The organism is Lysinibacillus agricola (genome assembly GCF_016638705.1).
Taxonomy (GTDB): domain Bacteria; phylum Bacillota; class Bacilli; order Bacillales_A; family Planococcaceae; genus Lysinibacillus; species Lysinibacillus agricola.
Genome location: NZ_CP067341.1, coordinates 5118951 through 5134017 on the forward strand (window position 1 = coordinate 5118951; position 15067 = coordinate 5134017).

The 15067-nt window shown below is 39.3% G+C and carries 15 protein-coding genes, 1 pseudogene and 2 other annotated features; all 16 genes and pseudogenes read right to left on the reverse strand.

All coding sequences use genetic code 11. From position 1 onward, the window contains the following. Positions 1 to 157: 157 nt before the first annotated feature. A complete protein-coding gene (rpoB, locus tag FJQ98_RS25665; protein WP_198926917.1) occupies positions 158 to 3733 on the reverse strand; it encodes a DNA-directed RNA polymerase subunit beta in 3576 nt (1191 codons plus the stop codon). Positions 3734 to 3973: 240 nt separating this feature from the next. Next, positions 3974 to 4576, reverse strand: a complete 603-nt coding sequence (locus tag FJQ98_RS25670) for a class I SAM-dependent methyltransferase (protein ID WP_053596048.1) — start codon at positions 4574 to 4576, stop codon at positions 3974 to 3976. A gap of 76 nt (positions 4577 to 4652) precedes the next feature. Continuing rightward, the gene (gene rplL / locus FJQ98_RS25675; RefSeq protein ID WP_053596047.1) at positions 4653 to 5015 is read right to left on the reverse strand and encodes a 50S ribosomal protein L7/L12; all 363 of its coding nucleotides are present in this window, start codon (positions 5013 to 5015) and stop codon (positions 4653 to 4655) included. Between the two features lie 72 nt (positions 5016 to 5087). Next, the gene (rplJ, locus tag FJQ98_RS25680) at positions 5088 to 5588 is read right to left on the reverse strand and encodes a 50S ribosomal protein L10 (RefSeq protein ID WP_053596046.1); all 501 of its coding nucleotides are present in this window, start codon (positions 5586 to 5588) and stop codon (positions 5088 to 5090) included. A gap of 32 nt (positions 5589 to 5620) precedes the next feature. After that, positions 5621 to 5767: a sequence feature (ribosomal protein L10 leader region), on the reverse strand. Positions 5768 to 5828: 61 nt separating this feature from the next. Beyond that, positions 5829 to 6527, reverse strand: a complete 699-nt coding sequence (gene rplA, locus FJQ98_RS25685) for a 50S ribosomal protein L1 (protein ID WP_053596045.1) — start codon at positions 6525 to 6527, stop codon at positions 5829 to 5831. A 120-nt stretch (positions 6528 to 6647) separates the two neighbouring features. Continuing rightward, on the reverse strand, positions 6648 to 7073 hold the full coding sequence (gene rplK / locus FJQ98_RS25690; protein WP_053596044.1) for a 50S ribosomal protein L11: 426 nt from the start codon (positions 7071 to 7073) through the stop codon (positions 6648 to 6650). 228 nt (positions 7074 to 7301) lie between these two features. Further along, positions 7302 to 7835, reverse strand: a complete 534-nt coding sequence (gene nusG, locus FJQ98_RS25695; RefSeq protein ID WP_053596043.1) for a transcription termination/antitermination protein NusG — start codon at positions 7833 to 7835, stop codon at positions 7302 to 7304. A 314-nt stretch (positions 7836 to 8149) separates the two neighbouring features. Further along, positions 8150 to 8335 carry a preprotein translocase subunit SecE gene (secE, locus tag FJQ98_RS25700; RefSeq protein ID WP_053596042.1) on the reverse strand — a complete coding sequence of 62 codons (186 nt, stop codon included), beginning with the start codon at positions 8333 to 8335 and terminating at the stop codon, positions 8150 to 8152. Between the two features lie 48 nt (positions 8336 to 8383). Further along, on the reverse strand, positions 8384 to 8530 hold the full coding sequence (gene rpmG, locus FJQ98_RS25705) for a 50S ribosomal protein L33 (RefSeq protein WP_075807303.1): 147 nt from the start codon (positions 8528 to 8530) through the stop codon (positions 8384 to 8386). 76 nt (positions 8531 to 8606) lie between these two features. Beyond that, positions 8607 to 9254: pseudogene (sigH, locus tag FJQ98_RS25710) on the reverse strand (RNA polymerase sporulation sigma factor SigH). Positions 9255 to 9322: 68 nt separating this feature from the next. Next, positions 9323 to 9835: an NYN domain-containing protein gene (locus FJQ98_RS25715; RefSeq protein ID WP_053596081.1), complete on the reverse strand. Its 513-nt coding sequence runs from the start codon at positions 9833 to 9835 to the stop codon at positions 9323 to 9325. A gap of 2 nt (positions 9836 to 9837) precedes the next feature. Next, on the reverse strand, positions 9838 to 10590 hold the full coding sequence (gene rlmB, locus FJQ98_RS25720) for a 23S rRNA (guanosine(2251)-2'-O)-methyltransferase RlmB (protein WP_053596040.1): 753 nt from the start codon (positions 10588 to 10590) through the stop codon (positions 9838 to 9840). Continuing rightward, entirely contained in the window at positions 10590 to 11009 is a 420-nt protein-coding gene (locus FJQ98_RS25725; RefSeq protein WP_053596039.1) for a Mini-ribonuclease 3, read from the reverse strand. Before FJQ98_RS25725 ends, rlmB begins: the two co-directional genes overlap by 1 nt. A gap of 5 nt (positions 11010 to 11014) precedes the next feature. Continuing rightward, positions 11015 to 12415: a cysteine--tRNA ligase gene (cysS, locus tag FJQ98_RS25730; RefSeq protein WP_053596038.1), complete on the reverse strand. Its 1401-nt coding sequence runs from the start codon at positions 12413 to 12415 to the stop codon at positions 11015 to 11017. Then, on the reverse strand, positions 12412 to 13062 hold the full coding sequence (gene epsC / locus FJQ98_RS25735) for a serine O-acetyltransferase EpsC (RefSeq protein WP_053596037.1): 651 nt from the start codon (positions 13060 to 13062) through the stop codon (positions 12412 to 12414). Before epsC ends, cysS begins: the two co-directional genes overlap by 4 nt. Positions 13063 to 13293: 231 nt before the next feature. Further along, positions 13294 to 13511: a binding site (T-box leader), on the reverse strand. A gap of 50 nt (positions 13512 to 13561) precedes the next feature. Next, positions 13562 to 15022: a glutamate--tRNA ligase gene (gene gltX, locus FJQ98_RS25740; RefSeq protein WP_053596035.1), complete on the reverse strand. Its 1461-nt coding sequence runs from the start codon at positions 15020 to 15022 to the stop codon at positions 13562 to 13564. Between the last annotated feature and the right edge of the window lie 45 nt (positions 15023 to 15067).

A 15067-nucleotide genomic window follows, 5' to 3' on the forward strand; every position in this document is an offset into this window, starting at 1 on the left:
TCGATAATCGTTTGCAAGAATCATTTCTCTTTAGCAAAAGATTAAAAATAGAATGATTTATTGAAAGAAAAAGCCGGACAGGGCGTTAAATCCTGCCCGACTAATTTGAAAAATAACTTTGACCGTGTTCACAAAGAATGTGAATTAACGTTTTCCATTATTCAAAAGACTCTACTGGCTCTTCTTCTGTATCTGGCTTTGATGCAATGTTAAGTGCGTCAGCTGGTTGAAGATCCTCTTCTTCGTCTAAGTCGCGAAGCTCTACCTCTTCATCATTGACCGTTAACATTTTCACATCCATACCAAGAGATTGAAGCTCTTTAATCAATACTTTGAATGATTCAGGAACGCCTGGCTCTGGTACACTTTCACCTTTAACGATTGCTTCGTATGTCTTCACACGACCAACAACGTCATCGGATTTAACTGTTAAGATTTCTTGAAGTGTATAGGCAGCACCATATGCTTCAAGTGCCCATACCTCCATCTCACCAAAGCGTTGTCCACCGAACTGTGCTTTACCGCCAAGTGGCTGTTGAGTAACAAGTGAGTAAGGACCTGTTGAACGTGCGTGAAGTTTATCATCAACCATGTGAGCAAGTTTGATCATGTACATGATCCCTACTGATACACGGTTATCGAATGGTTCACCTGAACGTCCATCATACAGGATTGTTTTACCATCACGGTTCATACCTGCCTCTTCCATTGTCTCCCAAACATCTTCTTCGTTGGCACCATCGAATACTGGAGTTGCCATATGAACGCCTAGGTAACGAGAAGCCATACCTAAGTGTAATTCCAAAACTTGTCCGATGTTCATACGAGAAGGTACACCAAGTGGGTTTAACATGATATCAACAGGAGTACCGTCTGGCATGAATGGCATATCCTCTTCCGGTAAGATACGAGAGATAACCCCTTTGTTACCATGACGTCCGGCCATTTTGTCCCCTACGCGAATTTTACGCTTTTGAACAATGTAAGCACGAACTAATTGGTTAACACCTGGTGGTAATTCATCGCCATCTTCACGGTTAAATACTTTCACGTCAAGAATAATACCGCCAGCACCATGTGGTACACGTAATGAAGTATCACGAACTTCACGAGCTTTTTCTCCAAAGATAGCATGTAATAAGCGTTCTTCAGCAGTTAATTCTGTAACCCCTTTAGGTGTTACTTTACCTACAAGAATGTCACCATCACGTACCTCCGCACCAATGCGGATAATACCACGTTCATCTAAATTACGAAGTGCATCTTCCCCAACGTTTGGAATATCGCGAGTGATTTCTTCAGGTCCTAATTTTGTATCACGAGACTCTGATTCGTATTCTTCAATATGAACAGATGTATAAACATCGTCTTTTACAAGGCGTTCGCTCATGATAACAGCATCCTCATAGTTAAAGCCGTTCCAAGTCATGAACGCAACAAGTACGTTACGACCAAGAGCAAGTTCACCTTTTTCCATAGATGGGCCATCTGCTAAAATGTCACGAGGTTTCACACGTTCGCCAACTTTTACAAGAGGGCGTTGGTTGTATGAAGTACCTTGGTTAGAACGAATGAATTTTTGTAATTTATATTTTGTTAAATCGCCTTTAACCTCTTTACCGTCAACGACTTCAATACGGCGAACATGGATAGAGCGAGCTTCAACATGCTCAACAATACCATCATATTTCGCTACTACAGCCGCACCTGAGTCACGCGCATCAACATGTTCCATACCAGTACCAACAAATGGTGCTTCTGGATTAAGAAGAGGAACCGCTTGACGTTGCATGTTGGCACCCATAAGTGCACGGTTTGAGTCATCGTTTTCTAAGAACGGGATACATGCAGTCGCAGCTGAAACTACTTGTTTAGGAGATACGTCCATGTAGTCCATTAGAGATTTATTAAATACTGTATTATCCCCTCGGAAACGACCTACTACTTCGTCTTTAGCAAATGTACCATCAGGATTTAATAGTGAGTTCGCTTGTGCTACATAGTAGTTATCTTCTTCGTCAGCTGTTAAATAATCAATGTGATCCGTTACTTTACCTGTTTCGTGGTCAATATGACGATAAGGCGTTTCAATGAATCCGAATTTATTTACTCTGGCAAATGAAGATAATGAGTTAATTAAACCAATGTTTGGACCCTCTGGTGTCTCGATTGGACACATACGGCCATAGTGAGAATAGTGAACGTCACGTACTTCCATACCAGCACGCTCACGTGTTAAACCACCAGGTCCTAATGCAGATAGACGACGTTTGTGTGTTAACTCTGCCAGTGGGTTTGTTTGGTCCATGAATTGTGATAATTGAGAGCTACCAAAGAACTCTTTAATTGACGCAATCACTGGACGAATATTAATTAATTGTTGTGGTACGATAGCAGCTGTATCGTTAATAGACATACGCTCACGTACTACACGTTCCATACGGGATAAACCAATACGGAATTGGTTTTGTAACAGCTCACCAACAGAGCGCAGACGACGGTTACCTAGGTGGTCGATATCATCTGTTGCCCCTACTTGGTAAAGTAAGTTGAAGAAATAACTTACTGAAGATAATACGTCAGCAGGTGTAATATTCTTCACTTCTTCATCGATGTACGCATTACTAATAATATTGATTTCTTTTTGTGCTTCATCTTTTGGTGCATAAATTTTAATAGACTGGATTGTTACATCATCCTCAAGTACTCCGCCTACTTGTGATAAAGTGCGGAAACCGATGCCTTTTGATGAATCTTCTAGATACGGTAAGATTTTATCTAAAGTACGACGGTCAAGAATTGTACCCTTCTCTACTAAAATTTCGCCTGTTTCTGGGTCTACAAGCGTTTCAGCAATCGTTTGGTTAAATAAACGATTTTTGATATGAAGCTTTTTATTCATTTTGTAGCGACCAACATTCGCTAAATCATAGCGTTTCGCATCGAAGAAACGAGAGTATAATAAACTCTTCGCACTTTCAACTGTTGGTGGCTCACCTGGACGTAAACGTTCATAGATTTCTAAAAGTGCTTTTTCTGTACTTTCAGAGTTATCCTTCTCTAACGTATTACGTAAATATTCATTATCTCCGATAATATCGATAATTTCTTGGTCTGAACCGAAGCCTAATGCACGAAGTAACACTGTTACTGGTAGCTTACGAGTACGATCAATACGCACATATACTACATCTTTCGCATCAGTTTCATATTCTAGCCATGCACCACGGTTTGGAATAACTGTCGCTCCGAAACCTTTCTTACCGTTTTTATCAGTTTTATCATGGAAATACACACTTGGTGAACGAACTAATTGTGAAACGATAACACGTTCAGCACCATTGATAATGAACGTACCTGTCTCTGTCATTAATGGGAAGTCACCCATGAAGACATCCTGTTCCTTCACTTCGTCTGTTTCTTTGTTGTAAAGACGTACTTTCACACGTAATGGAGCTGCGTAAGTAACATCTCGCTCTTTACACTCATCGACATCATACTTAGGGTCACCTAATGAATAATCGATGAATTCTAATGAAAGATTGCCTGTAAAGTCCTCGATCGGCGAAATGTCACGGAACATTTCACGTAAACCTTCTTCAAGGAACCATTCGTAAGACGCCGTTTGAATCTCAATCAGATTTGGAAGCTCAAGCACCTCTTTAATACGCGCAAAGCTTCTACGCTGGCGGTGTTGTCCATACTGAACTAGTTGACCTGTCAACTCATTCACCCCTCAATAAAGCGATATTAGGTCTTTGCAAAATCATACAAATAGTGTATGATTTCGAAAGACAAAAAGAAAACGAGTCTTCAAAAAGATCTCATTTTCGGTTAACTAAACTATCTTGGCAAGTATACCCACATTAAAACAAACATATACAAAAGGGCATACGACCTCAAAATAATATTTTTGCATTGTATCATATTATCATAGCCAATTTGTCAAGTCAATAATTTATGCATATTTCAACTATTTTTTTGCACGTACTATCCAGTACCCTTTTTTCTTCTCCACAACATCGACTTCTGAAAATTTTTCTTCTAAGTAACTTACCGTTGACGGTGCACCTTGCTTCTTCTGTATCACTACCCACAGCTCACCAGATGACACTAACTTATCATAAGCTCCATCGTAAAAACGGAAAATAGTTTCCTTTCCTGCGCGAATTGGAGGGTTGGTTAAAATAGCTGCGGCTTTTACGTCCTTGTCAACCGTCGATAGTCCGTCACTCACAAATATTCGTACATTTTGAACACCGTTTACTTGCGCATTTTTTTGCGAGAGTGCAACTGCACGTTCATTTATATCCATCATAAAAACGGTACGCTCTGGGTTTGTTTTGGCGATCGATAATCCAATCGGTCCATACCCACACCCCACATCAAAAATTGCACCATCAATATCAGGCATTTGAAAAGCATCTATTAAAACACGGGATCCAAAATCTACTTCGCTTTTACTAAATACTCCTGCATCCGTTTCAAAGGAAAACGTATGCCCTAACAATTGGAATGTCCAGTGACGAGGTTTACTCTCAGTTTGAGGCTTACTTGTATAATAGTGATCTGACATTTTCACGCCTCCTCAGAATGAAGAAAAAAGCTCGCCAAAATGACGAGCTTTCCTTTTGTTTAAAAGTAACGCGAGATTACTTAACTTCTACAGATGCGCCAACTTCTTCAAGTTTAGCTTTGATTTGTTCAGCTTCATCTTTAGAAACGCCTTCTTTAAGAGCTTTAGGAGCGTTATCTACTACTTCTTTAGCTTCTTTAAGACCTAAACCAGTGATTTCACGAACCGCTTTGATTACTTTGATTTTTTCAGCACCAGCAGATGCTAATACTACGTCAAACTCTGTTTTTTCTTCAGCAGCGCCAGCAGCAGCACCACCAACTACTGCTACAGGAGCAGCAGCTGTTACACCGAATTCTTCTTCGATAGCTTTTACTAAATCGTTTAATTCAAGAACTGTCATAGCTTTGATAGCTTCTAAGATTTGCTCTTTATTCATTATAATTTCCTCCTAATTGGATAACGTTTTATTTTTGCGGGTCAGGCCGCAGAAGTTATAGTGCGTATGAAATTACGCGCCTTGTTCTTCTTTTTGTTCTGCAACAGCTTTTGTTGCAAGTGCGAAGTTGCGCACTGGAGCTTGAAGTACAGATAAAAGCATAGAAAGAAGACCTTCGCGTGATGGAAGTTCTGCAAGTGCTTTAACATCTTCAACAGAAGCGATTGTACCTTCAATAATACCTGCTTTAATTTCTAAAGCTTCATTTTTCTTAGCGAACTCGTTGATGATTTTAGCAGGAGCTACAACATCTTCATTTGAGAACGCAATTGCGTTAGGACCAACTAATACGTCGTTGATTCCTTCAAGGCCTACAGCTTCAGTAGCACGACGTGATAAAGTGTTTTTGTAAACTTTGAACTCAACGCCAGCTTCACGAAGTTGTTTACGAAGCTCAGTCACTTGTGTAACATTAAGACCACGGTAATCCACAACTACTACAGAAGCAGCATTTTTGAATTTTTCAGTAATCTCTTGAACTTGTACTTGTTTGTTTTCGATTGCTTTGCTCATGATGACACCTCCTATTAGAATGGGTCATTTATACCGACAAAAGAAAAGCCCCTGGGTCGTATAGACACAGAGGCTGAAAGTCATCATCTTTAAAATAAGAATCCGAATTCCGATGTCCTCGGTAGGATCATTAAGTGACAAGTCACTCCTACTGTCTACGGTACAAATGGATGATTCACAACAGCAATCATCTTATCATAGATAGACGACGCCGTCAACAGATTTATATAAAAACCTTAATTATTTTACTACTACGCTTGAAGCGTCAACTTTAAGAGCTGGGCCCATTGTAGTTGTAACGTTTACAGATTTCATGTAAGTACCTTTAGCTGCAGCAGGTTTAGCTTTTTGTACTACATCAAATACAGTTAAGAAGTTTTCTACTAATTGTTCTGCAGAGAAAGAAACTTTACCGATAGGTGCGTGGATGATACCAGCTTTATCAGCACGGTATTCTACTTTACCAGCTTTAATTTCTCCGATAGCTTTTGTTACATCGAAAGTTACTGTACCAGTTTTAGGGTTTGGCATTAAACCTTTAGGTCCTAATACACGACCAAGTTTACCAACTTCACCCATCATGTCAGGAGTTGCAACGATTACATCGAAATCGAACCAACCTTGTTGGATTTTTTGGATGTATTCTGCATCGCCTACATAGTCAGCACCAGCCGCTTCAGCTTCTTTAAGTTTTTCACCTTTAGCGAATACTAATACGCGTTGAGTTTTACCAGTACCGTTTGGTAACACTACTGCACCACGGATTTGTTGGTCGTTTTTACGAGTATCGATTCCTAGACGGAAAGCAACTTCTACAGTCGCGTCGAAGTTCACTGTGCTAGTTTTTTGAGCAAGTTCGATTGCTTCTTGTGCGCCGTATAGTGCGTTACGGTCGATTAATTTTGCTGCATCTTGCAGTTTTTTACCTTTTTTAGCCATTATATAATTCCTCCTTGATTGTGGTTATAGCGGATTTTACCTCCCACGAATAAAGGTTGCGCGTTCACAAAGAAACTCCGCAACCTTCCAAAAAACAAATACATCATCAAGTAACTGGGATTAGTCTTCGATAACAATACCCATGCTTCGTGCAGTACCTTCAACCATTAACATAGCAGCTTCTACTGAAGCAGCGTTAAGGTCTGGCATTTTAGTTTCAGCGATTTCGCGAACTTTATCACGTTTAACCGTCGCCACTTTGTTACGGTTTGGTTCACCAGATCCAGATTGGATACCAGCTGCTACTTTAAGTAGAACTGCTGCAGGTGGAGTTTTTGTAATGAAAGTAAATGAACGGTCTTCGAATACTGAAATTTCAACTGGAATAATAAGACCAGCTTGATCTGCAGTACGCGCATTGAATTCTTTACAGAATCCCATGATGTTCACACCCGCTTGACCTAATGCAGGACCAACCGGTGGAGCTGGGTTTGCTTTACCAGCAGGGATTTGAAGTTTAACAACTTTAATAACTTTTTTAGCCACGAGACACACCTCCTTAAGTCCGTGATGTGGTAATTGGGTTTGCCCTCCCACTCAATATCTGTCTGTCAGCTAAAGTGCCGATAACATTAAAATTATCATTACAGACGTCAAACTAAAGTATGACAGTCTGACCTTTGAAATGATACCACTTTTAATTTTTTTAAGCAAGTAGTAATTAACAAAATCTGCGACATACGTCTCAGACATACGACGATTTAGTTACTAGAACTACATTTTTTGTACTTGTTCAAAATCTAGTTCCATAATTGTTTCGCGACCAAACATATCGACAGAAACTTTCAATTTCCCTTTTTCAGTGTCAATTTCTTCAACACGTCCTTGGAAGTGAGCAAAAGGTCCTTCTAATACTTCTACCGCTTCCCCAACAGAAATATCAATCTCGACAACTTTGTCAGTCATCCCCATTTGCTGTAGTAGACGCTCCACTTCTTCAGGTAATAAAGGTGTAGGCTTTGCACCGCCACCAGATGAACCGATAAAGCCAGTTACACCTGGCGTATTACGTACAACATACCACGAATCATCTGTCATAATTAGCTCTACTAAAACATAACCAGGGAAAACTTTGCGCATCATTGTACGCTTTTTCCCATCCTTCATTTCTGTTTCTTCGTGTTCAGGCACAATAACACGAAAAATCTTATCTTGCATACCCATTGTTTCTACACGTTTCTCTAGGTTTGCTTTTACGCGGTTCTCATACCCTGAATACGTATGAACAACATACCAATTTTTCTCCATAACTACTAGGACTCCTCGTCCGTCCCTCCCTTACAAATAAAAGTGAAAAAATGAATCGCGATATGCTAAGCGTATCCTTTACTCTTTTCACAAACTGCTCATTAGAAAAACATAACTTTCGCTAATAGCTAACGAAAGCCCGATGATATATACCTAATCTAGCATAGTCATCTATTGCTACCCGCATACTATCCTAGTAGCATACTTATCATATTGAGAATATTTTACTGCTGTTTACTTCATAAAACAAACGAAAAAACCCGTTTATTGTAATGACGGGCTATTTCAGAAGTATTAACATGCTATTTACTAAATTATAACTCTAAGTACCAGCGGAATAATGATGAAATACCTAAGTCAACTAACACAAAAAATAAAGCCATAATTACAACAGTTGAAATTACAACGACTGTATATTTCGTCAGTTCTTTACTTTTTGGCCAGCTTGTTTTGCGCATTTCCGACATTACATTGCTGAAAAAGCCTTTAATCTTGCCCATTCTAGCCTAACCTCCGAATCAATCATATCTGTATATTTACAAATTCTTTTATAGCGTTTGTTTATGCACTGTATGTTCATTGCAATGCGAACAAAATTTCTTTAATTCGAGGCGTACAGTCGAACCTTCCTTAGCTGGAAAAGTGTAATTTCTCGATCCGCATTTTTCGCAATTTAGAACGACTTTTTTTGCCATATAATCACCTTTTCGGCACTTTGTCTTTTCAAGACTAACACCTATATTTGTCAATGTCAACAAGGGTATGCAGCCTCTAGGACATTTCTTCAAGAACTAAATGTCGCTCTAATTTACGCTTTACTCGCTGCAAAGCATTGTCAATGGACTTCACATGACGATTTAATTGTTCGGAAATTTCGTGATAAGACTGGCCATCTAAATAAAGAGCTAACACTTGCAACTCTAATTCACTTAAAATCTCACCCATCTTTTCTTCTAAGTAGTCAAACTCTTCTCTATGAATCATTAATTCTTCCGGATCATCCATAATGGCACCGGTTAACACATCCATTAATGTACGATCTGACTCTTCATCAAAAATAGGCTTGTCCAAAGAGACGTAAGAATTTAGAGGTATATGCTTTTGTCTTGTAGCTGTTTTAATAGCCGTAATAATCTGTCTTGTAATACACAGCTCAGCAAAAGCTCGAAAAGAAGCAAGCTTATCTCCTTAAAAATCGCGAATGGCTTTGTATAAACCGATCATGCCCTCTTGCACAATGTCTTCCTTATCAGCACCAATTAAAAAATAAGATCTCGCCTTCGCTCTTACTAACAAACGGTATTTCGTAATTAAATAATCCAACGCATCTGTATTACCTTGATGCACCATTTCAATAAGTTCTTCATCATTGAATCGTTCAAAATCTTGTGTCACTTGTACAATACTATTTTTAAACATGGTATCACCTCAGCCACAACAGATAATTAGGAACAGTATAACGGAATTGGAAAATATGCGTCAATCAATCATTTCAAACCGCGTCGCCATTTTTCAAAAGCCAATGCAACTTCAGGCTTAAGTTCTATGCGAGAAGGCGGCTTGCTATCCTGTTTTCGTTTCACATCATGAGAAATTTTATGTTGGATAATACTCATATCAATTTCTAGCTCTCTTGCCGATTTTCGCAAAGCACCATTACCAAAAATAACATTTTGCTCTGCCATGTCGGAAGTTGCTACGTGAATCTGTACATTTCTAGCTTTTAGTTCATGCGTCATTTTTTCAATGCGTTCATCTGCTGTTTCGTTTTTCCGTGTATAAATGATTTCGACATCATTTTCTATAAAAGATTGCTCCACACCCGGTACAAGATGTGCGTCAAAAACGATAATTATGCGCCACCCTATGGCTGCTTTATACTCAGCCATAAGCTCGATTAATCTCTTACGCGCATCTTCAAAATTTGTATCTCGTAATGGCCGTAGCTCTTTCCAAGCTCCAATCATATTATAGCCATCAACAAGCAAAATGTTGTTCATCGTCAATCATTCGCTTCTTGACGTTTACGATACACTTCGTACATTAAAAGTGCAGCAGCTACCGATGCATTTAGTGATGTGACATGCCCAATCATCGGTAAATGATATAAAAAGTCACATTTTTCTTTTAACAAGCGGCTCATGCCTTTGCCTTCACTACCAATAACAATCGCAAGCGGTAATGTTGCATCCATTTTACGATAGTCTACAGAACCTTTGGCATCTGTACCTGCAATCCATACACCTCGTTCTTTTAGTTCATCTACCGTCTGCGCTAGGTTATTAACACGTACGACAGGTACATGCTCAATTGCTCCAGTGGAAGACTTTGCCACTACAGCTGTCAAGCTTACTGAACGACGCTTCGGGATAATAATGCCGTGTACACCTATAGCATCAGCAGTTCGCATAATAGAGCCTAGATTATGCGGGTCCTCTAGCTCATCTAAAATTAAGAAAAATGGGTCTTCCTGTTTTTTTGCTGCCGCCGCAAATAAATCCTCTAGCTCTGCATAACTATATGCTGCAACAGAGGCAACAATTCCTTGGTGATTGGCATCTGATAATTGATCAACCTTTTTTTTCGGGACAAATTGCACAATAACCCCACGTTCTCGCGCTAAATCTAGAAGTTCATTAACCCCTGATTTTTTTACGCCTTCTGCAATCCATACTTTATTCATATCGCGGCCTGACCGAAGTGCTTCTAACACTGGGTTTTTACCGGCAATAATTTCACCATTCTGCTCTGCCATTATTTTGACACTCCTTTCGATTCCTCGATTATTTGAATAGCGTATGCAATGATTGCATACACGCGTTCTAGCTCATTTAATAAATATAAACTACCAAGCACCGCCTCAAAGCCTGAGCTATTACGGTATGTTTGAACATCTGTATTTTTTGGCACAGAGCCGGATTTGGCATTGCGTCCACGACGGAACACAGCCAATTCCTTCTCTGTTAAAAAGCCTTCATCCATCATTTGATGTACAATCATAGATTGTGCTTTCGCTGACACGTAACGTGTCGCTTCTCTATGAAGTGTATTAGGTTTAACACGGCCGGCACGTAGCAAATGCTCTCGTACCTTTTGCTCTAAAACTGCGTCTCCCATATAGGCTAACGCTAATGCATTCAATTGCTTGACATCTTCGTTGCGGAGTTTATCCAAGTTACTTACCCTCGTTTCCATCTAGTTCCTTGTCGCGTATCTTCTAAAATGATACCTTGCGCTTGCAAATGGTCACGAATTTCATCTGAACGAGCAAAATCACGATTTTTACGTGCTTCTACACGCTCCTGTAAAAGTGCTTCAATTTCTTCGTCTAATAGCTCTTCTTCTTTTGCAAATTCAATACCTAAGACGTCACCTAGCACCTCAAAAGTTTCAGCAAAACTCAATAATACTTTTTCATCAGTATTCGTTTCATTTAAATAAATATTTGCGATACGTGCTAATTCAAATAATACGGAAATAGCATTGGCTGTATTAAAATCATCATCCATTGCTTCTTCAAAATCAGCTTTTTGTTCAGCAATCTTTTCAAGCCATTCTTCTGAGTGATCACCTAGGCTTGCCGTAGCTGTTAAACGGTGTTTGACATTGTTGTAGGCAGTACGAATTCGTTCTAAGCCAGTTGCAGCTGCATCTACTAAATCTTTCGCAAAGTTAATTGGATGGCGATAATGCACTGAAAGCATAAAGAAGCGTAGAATTTGTGGATCAATTTGTTTTCGAATATCATTGACGAGTATAAAATTACCTAGAGATTTGGACATTTTTTCATTATCAATATTAATATATCCATTGTGCATCCAATAACGCGCAAATGTTTTATCATTATGAGCTTCAGATTGTGCAATTTCATTTTCATGATGTGGGAAAGTTAAATCTTGCCCACCCGCATGAATATCAATAGTATCTCCTAAATGTTCACGCGCCATTACTGAGCATTCAATATGCCAACCCGGACGACCTTTCCCCCAAGGACTTTCCCAGTAAATCTCACCAGGCTTAACAGCTTTCCATAGAGCGAAATCTAATGCATCATCTTTTTTCTCGCCTGCCTCAATACGAGCACCAATTTTTAAATCATCTACCGATTGGTGTGATAATTTACCGTAGCCATTAAATTTACGAGTTCGGTAATAGACATCACCAGCTGACTCATAGGCATAACCTTTATCGACTAAAACTTGAATGAATTGAATGATATCATCCATATGCTCTGTAACGCGTGGATGTACATCTGCTTTCTTGCAGCCTAACGCTGTAACATCTTCAAAGTATGCGGCAATAAAGCGCTCCGTCAATTCATGAACTTCTTCTCCAAGCTCGTTAGCAGCCTTAATAATTTTGTCGTCCACATCTGTGAAATTTGAAACGAATTTCACATCATAGCCTTTGAATTGAAAATAACGACGTACTGTATCGTAGACAATTACAGGGCGTGAATTCCCAATATGAATGTAGTTATAAACTGTCGGACCGCAAACGTACATTTTTACTTTGCCTTCTTCCAGCGGTACGAAAGTTTCCTTTTGTCGTGTTAATGAGTTGAAAATTTGAATACTCATTGTGTTTCTCTCTCCTTTTGTAAGCGTTCGATTTCCTGATGCAATTCTGCAATCTGCTTCTCGAAAACTTGACAACGTTCTTCTACAGGGTCAGGTATATTTTGGTGGTCTAGTTTTTTCTCTAGACGAACTCCATCCTTAATCACTATTTTACCAGGAATACCGACAACTGTAGCATTTGGTGGCACTTCTTTTAAGACAACTGAACCTGCACCAATTTTACTATTCTCACCAATGGTAATAGAACCTAATACTTTTGCGCCTGTTGCAACTAGTACATTATCTTCTAATGTTGGATGGCGTTTTCCCTTTTCTTTCCCTGTACCACCTAAAGTTACACCTTGATATAAAGTTACATTATCACCAATTTCACAAGTTTCGCCAATCACAACCCCCATCCCATGGTCAATAAAGAAACGTCTACCAATCTTTGCTCCAGGATGAATTTCAATTCCAGTAAAGAAGCGACTAATTTGTGAAATGGCACGGGCTATAAAATAAAAACGCCTTTTAAAGAACCAATGTGCAACTCGATGCGCCCATGTAGCATGTAGACCTGAGTATGTTAGCACAACTTCAAGCACACTACGCGCTGCTGGATCATTCTCAAAAATCGTTTCTACATCTTCCTTCATTCTTTTAAACACAAAAAATTCCCCCTTTTCGTTTTGATTGGCCTTGACCCTTTGAAATTTTTACACGATCAACTGCATCCTTGACCATTGAAATAGTGCAACTGACGTTTATTTCGCTGCAGAGTTAGCTGAGTAGAGTTGGCGCACCCAACAACATGTCTATCAATTTCGCCTTTCGCTACAAAAAACATTTGCTGAATGAAGATAAATATAAAAAGCGCCCCTATCATCCCAAAAAGGAATGACAGAGACGCTAAATTTGCGCGGTTCCACTCTGATTGAAGGCAAAGGCCTTCCACTCTGGACGTCCTGTAACGGGAACGAATCGATAAAGCCTACTATTGTTCAGCTTCATGCTCAAAGGTGCATTTCAGTTTTGCCTAGGCTCAGACCACTTTCAGCCGGTGATGGTCTTCTCTTTGGAGCATGCGCCACTTACTTCTCCTTATCAACGCTTTCTCAATGTAAATACATTTTACAACGAACTGATAAATTGTCAATCAATTTCTACTTATTGCGCAAATTTTTCTACACGATCAATTGTTTTCTGTTTGCCAATTAAGCAAATCGCGTTCGGAAGCTCTGGACCATGCGTTTCACCCGTCGTTACAACGCGAATTGGCATAAATAGATTTTTACCTTTGTGACCTGTTTCTTTTTGAACAGCTTTAATAGCAGCTTTTACAGTATCAGGTGTAAATTCTTCTAAACCTTCAAGTTGCGCTTTAAATGCTGCCATTACCTCAGGTACCTGCTCACCTGCTAGAACTGCTTTTGCTTCTTCATCATATTCAATGTGATCGTTAAAGAATAGGCGAGATAGCTCTACAATTTCAGCACCAAAGCTCATTTGGTCATGATAAAGTCCGATTAAATCTGTTGCCCATGCATGTTCTTCCGCTGTTAGCTCTTCTGATAATAAACCCGCTTTTTGTAAATGTGGTAAAGATAATGCGACCACTTCTTCTAAAGATAGCTTTTTAATGTATTGGTTATTCATCCAAGTAAGCTTTTGCTTATCGAACATAGATGGTGATTTTGAAAGACGTTTTTCATCAAACATTTTAATAAATTCTTCTTTTGAGAAAATCTCTTCTTCCCCTTCAGGAGACCAGCCAAGTAATGCAAAGAAGTTGAACATCGCCTCAGGTAGGTAGCCTAAATCTTTATATTGTGTGACGAATTGAATAATTGATTCATCACGTTTAGATAATTTTTTTCGATTTTCATTAATGATTAATGTCATATGACCAAAGCGTGGATATTCCCAGCCGAATGCATCAAAAATCATCATTTGTTTTGGTGTATTCGATAAATGCTCTTCACCACGGAATACATGCGAAATTTCCATAAAGTGATCATCTAGCACTACCGCATAGTTATACGTTGGGATACCGTTTGCTTTAACAAGTACCCAATCACCAACATCTTTAGACTCAAACGCTACTTGTCCACGTACTAAATCTTCAAATTCATATGTTACATTTTCAGGTACGCGCATACGAATTGTATATGGTTCACCAGCAGCTTCTTTAGCCGCAACTTCCTCTGCTGATAAATGACGACAAGTACCATCATAAGTTGGAGCTGCTACACCTCGTGCTTTTTGTTCTTCGCGAGACGCTTCTAATTTCTCAGAAGAACAGAAGCATTTGTAAGCTAAACCTTGCTCTAATAGTTTTTCAGCGTGCTCTTTATAAATATCAAGACGCTCCATTTGACGATAAGGTGCATATGGTCCACCGATATCGATCGACTCATCATATTCAATACCTAACCATTTTAAGTTATCTAGCTGAGATGCTTCTCCGCCTTCTACATTACGCTCGATATCTGTATCCTCAATACGTACGATGAATTTACCGTTATGATGTTTTGCATATAAATAGTTGAATAACGCTGTACGCGCTCCACCGATATGTAAGAAACCAGTAGGGGATGGCGCGTAACGAACACGAACTTCTTTCGCCATAATTAAAAGCCTCCTAAATTTTCGTTCAAAAAATTGACTTTGTTC

Excerpts from the sequence above, each read along its gene's own strand:
- FJQ98_RS25670 (WP_053596048.1), bottom strand. The coding sequence starts at position 4,576 with ATGTCAGATCACTATTATACAAGTAAGCCTCAAACTGAGAGTAAACCT.
- rplL (WP_053596047.1), bottom strand. The coding sequence starts at position 5,015 with ATGAATAAAGAGCAAATCTTAGAAGCTATCAAAGCTATGACAGTTCTT.
- rplJ (WP_053596046.1), bottom strand. The coding sequence starts at position 5,588 with ATGAGCAAAGCAATCGAAAACAAACAAGTACAAGTTCAAGAGATTACT.
- rplA (WP_053596045.1), bottom strand. The coding sequence starts at position 6,527 with ATGGCTAAAAAAGGTAAAAAACTGCAAGATGCAGCAAAATTAATCGAC.
- nusG (WP_053596043.1), bottom strand. The coding sequence starts at position 7,835 with ATGGAGAAAAATTGGTATGTTGTTCATACGTATTCAGGGTATGAGAAC.
- secE (WP_053596042.1), bottom strand. The coding sequence starts at position 8,335 with ATGGGCAAGATTAAAGGCTTTTTCAGCAATGTAATGTCGGAAATGCGC.
- rpmG (WP_075807303.1), bottom strand. The coding sequence starts at position 8,530 with ATGGCAAAAAAAGTCGTTCTAAATTGCGAAAAATGCGGATCGAGAAAT.
- FJQ98_RS25715 (WP_053596081.1), bottom strand. The coding sequence starts at position 9,835 with ATGAACAACATTTTGCTTGTTGATGGCTATAATATGATTGGAGCTTGG.
- rlmB (WP_053596040.1), bottom strand. The coding sequence starts at position 10,590 with ATGGCAGAGCAGAATGGTGAAATTATTGCCGGTAAAAACCCAGTGTTA.
- cysS (WP_053596038.1), bottom strand. The coding sequence starts at position 12,415 with ATGAGTATTCAAATTTTCAACTCATTAACACGACAAAAGGAAACTTTC.
- gltX (WP_053596035.1), bottom strand. The coding sequence starts at position 15,022 with ATGGCGAAAGAAGTTCGTGTTCGTTACGCGCCATCCCCTACTGGTTTC.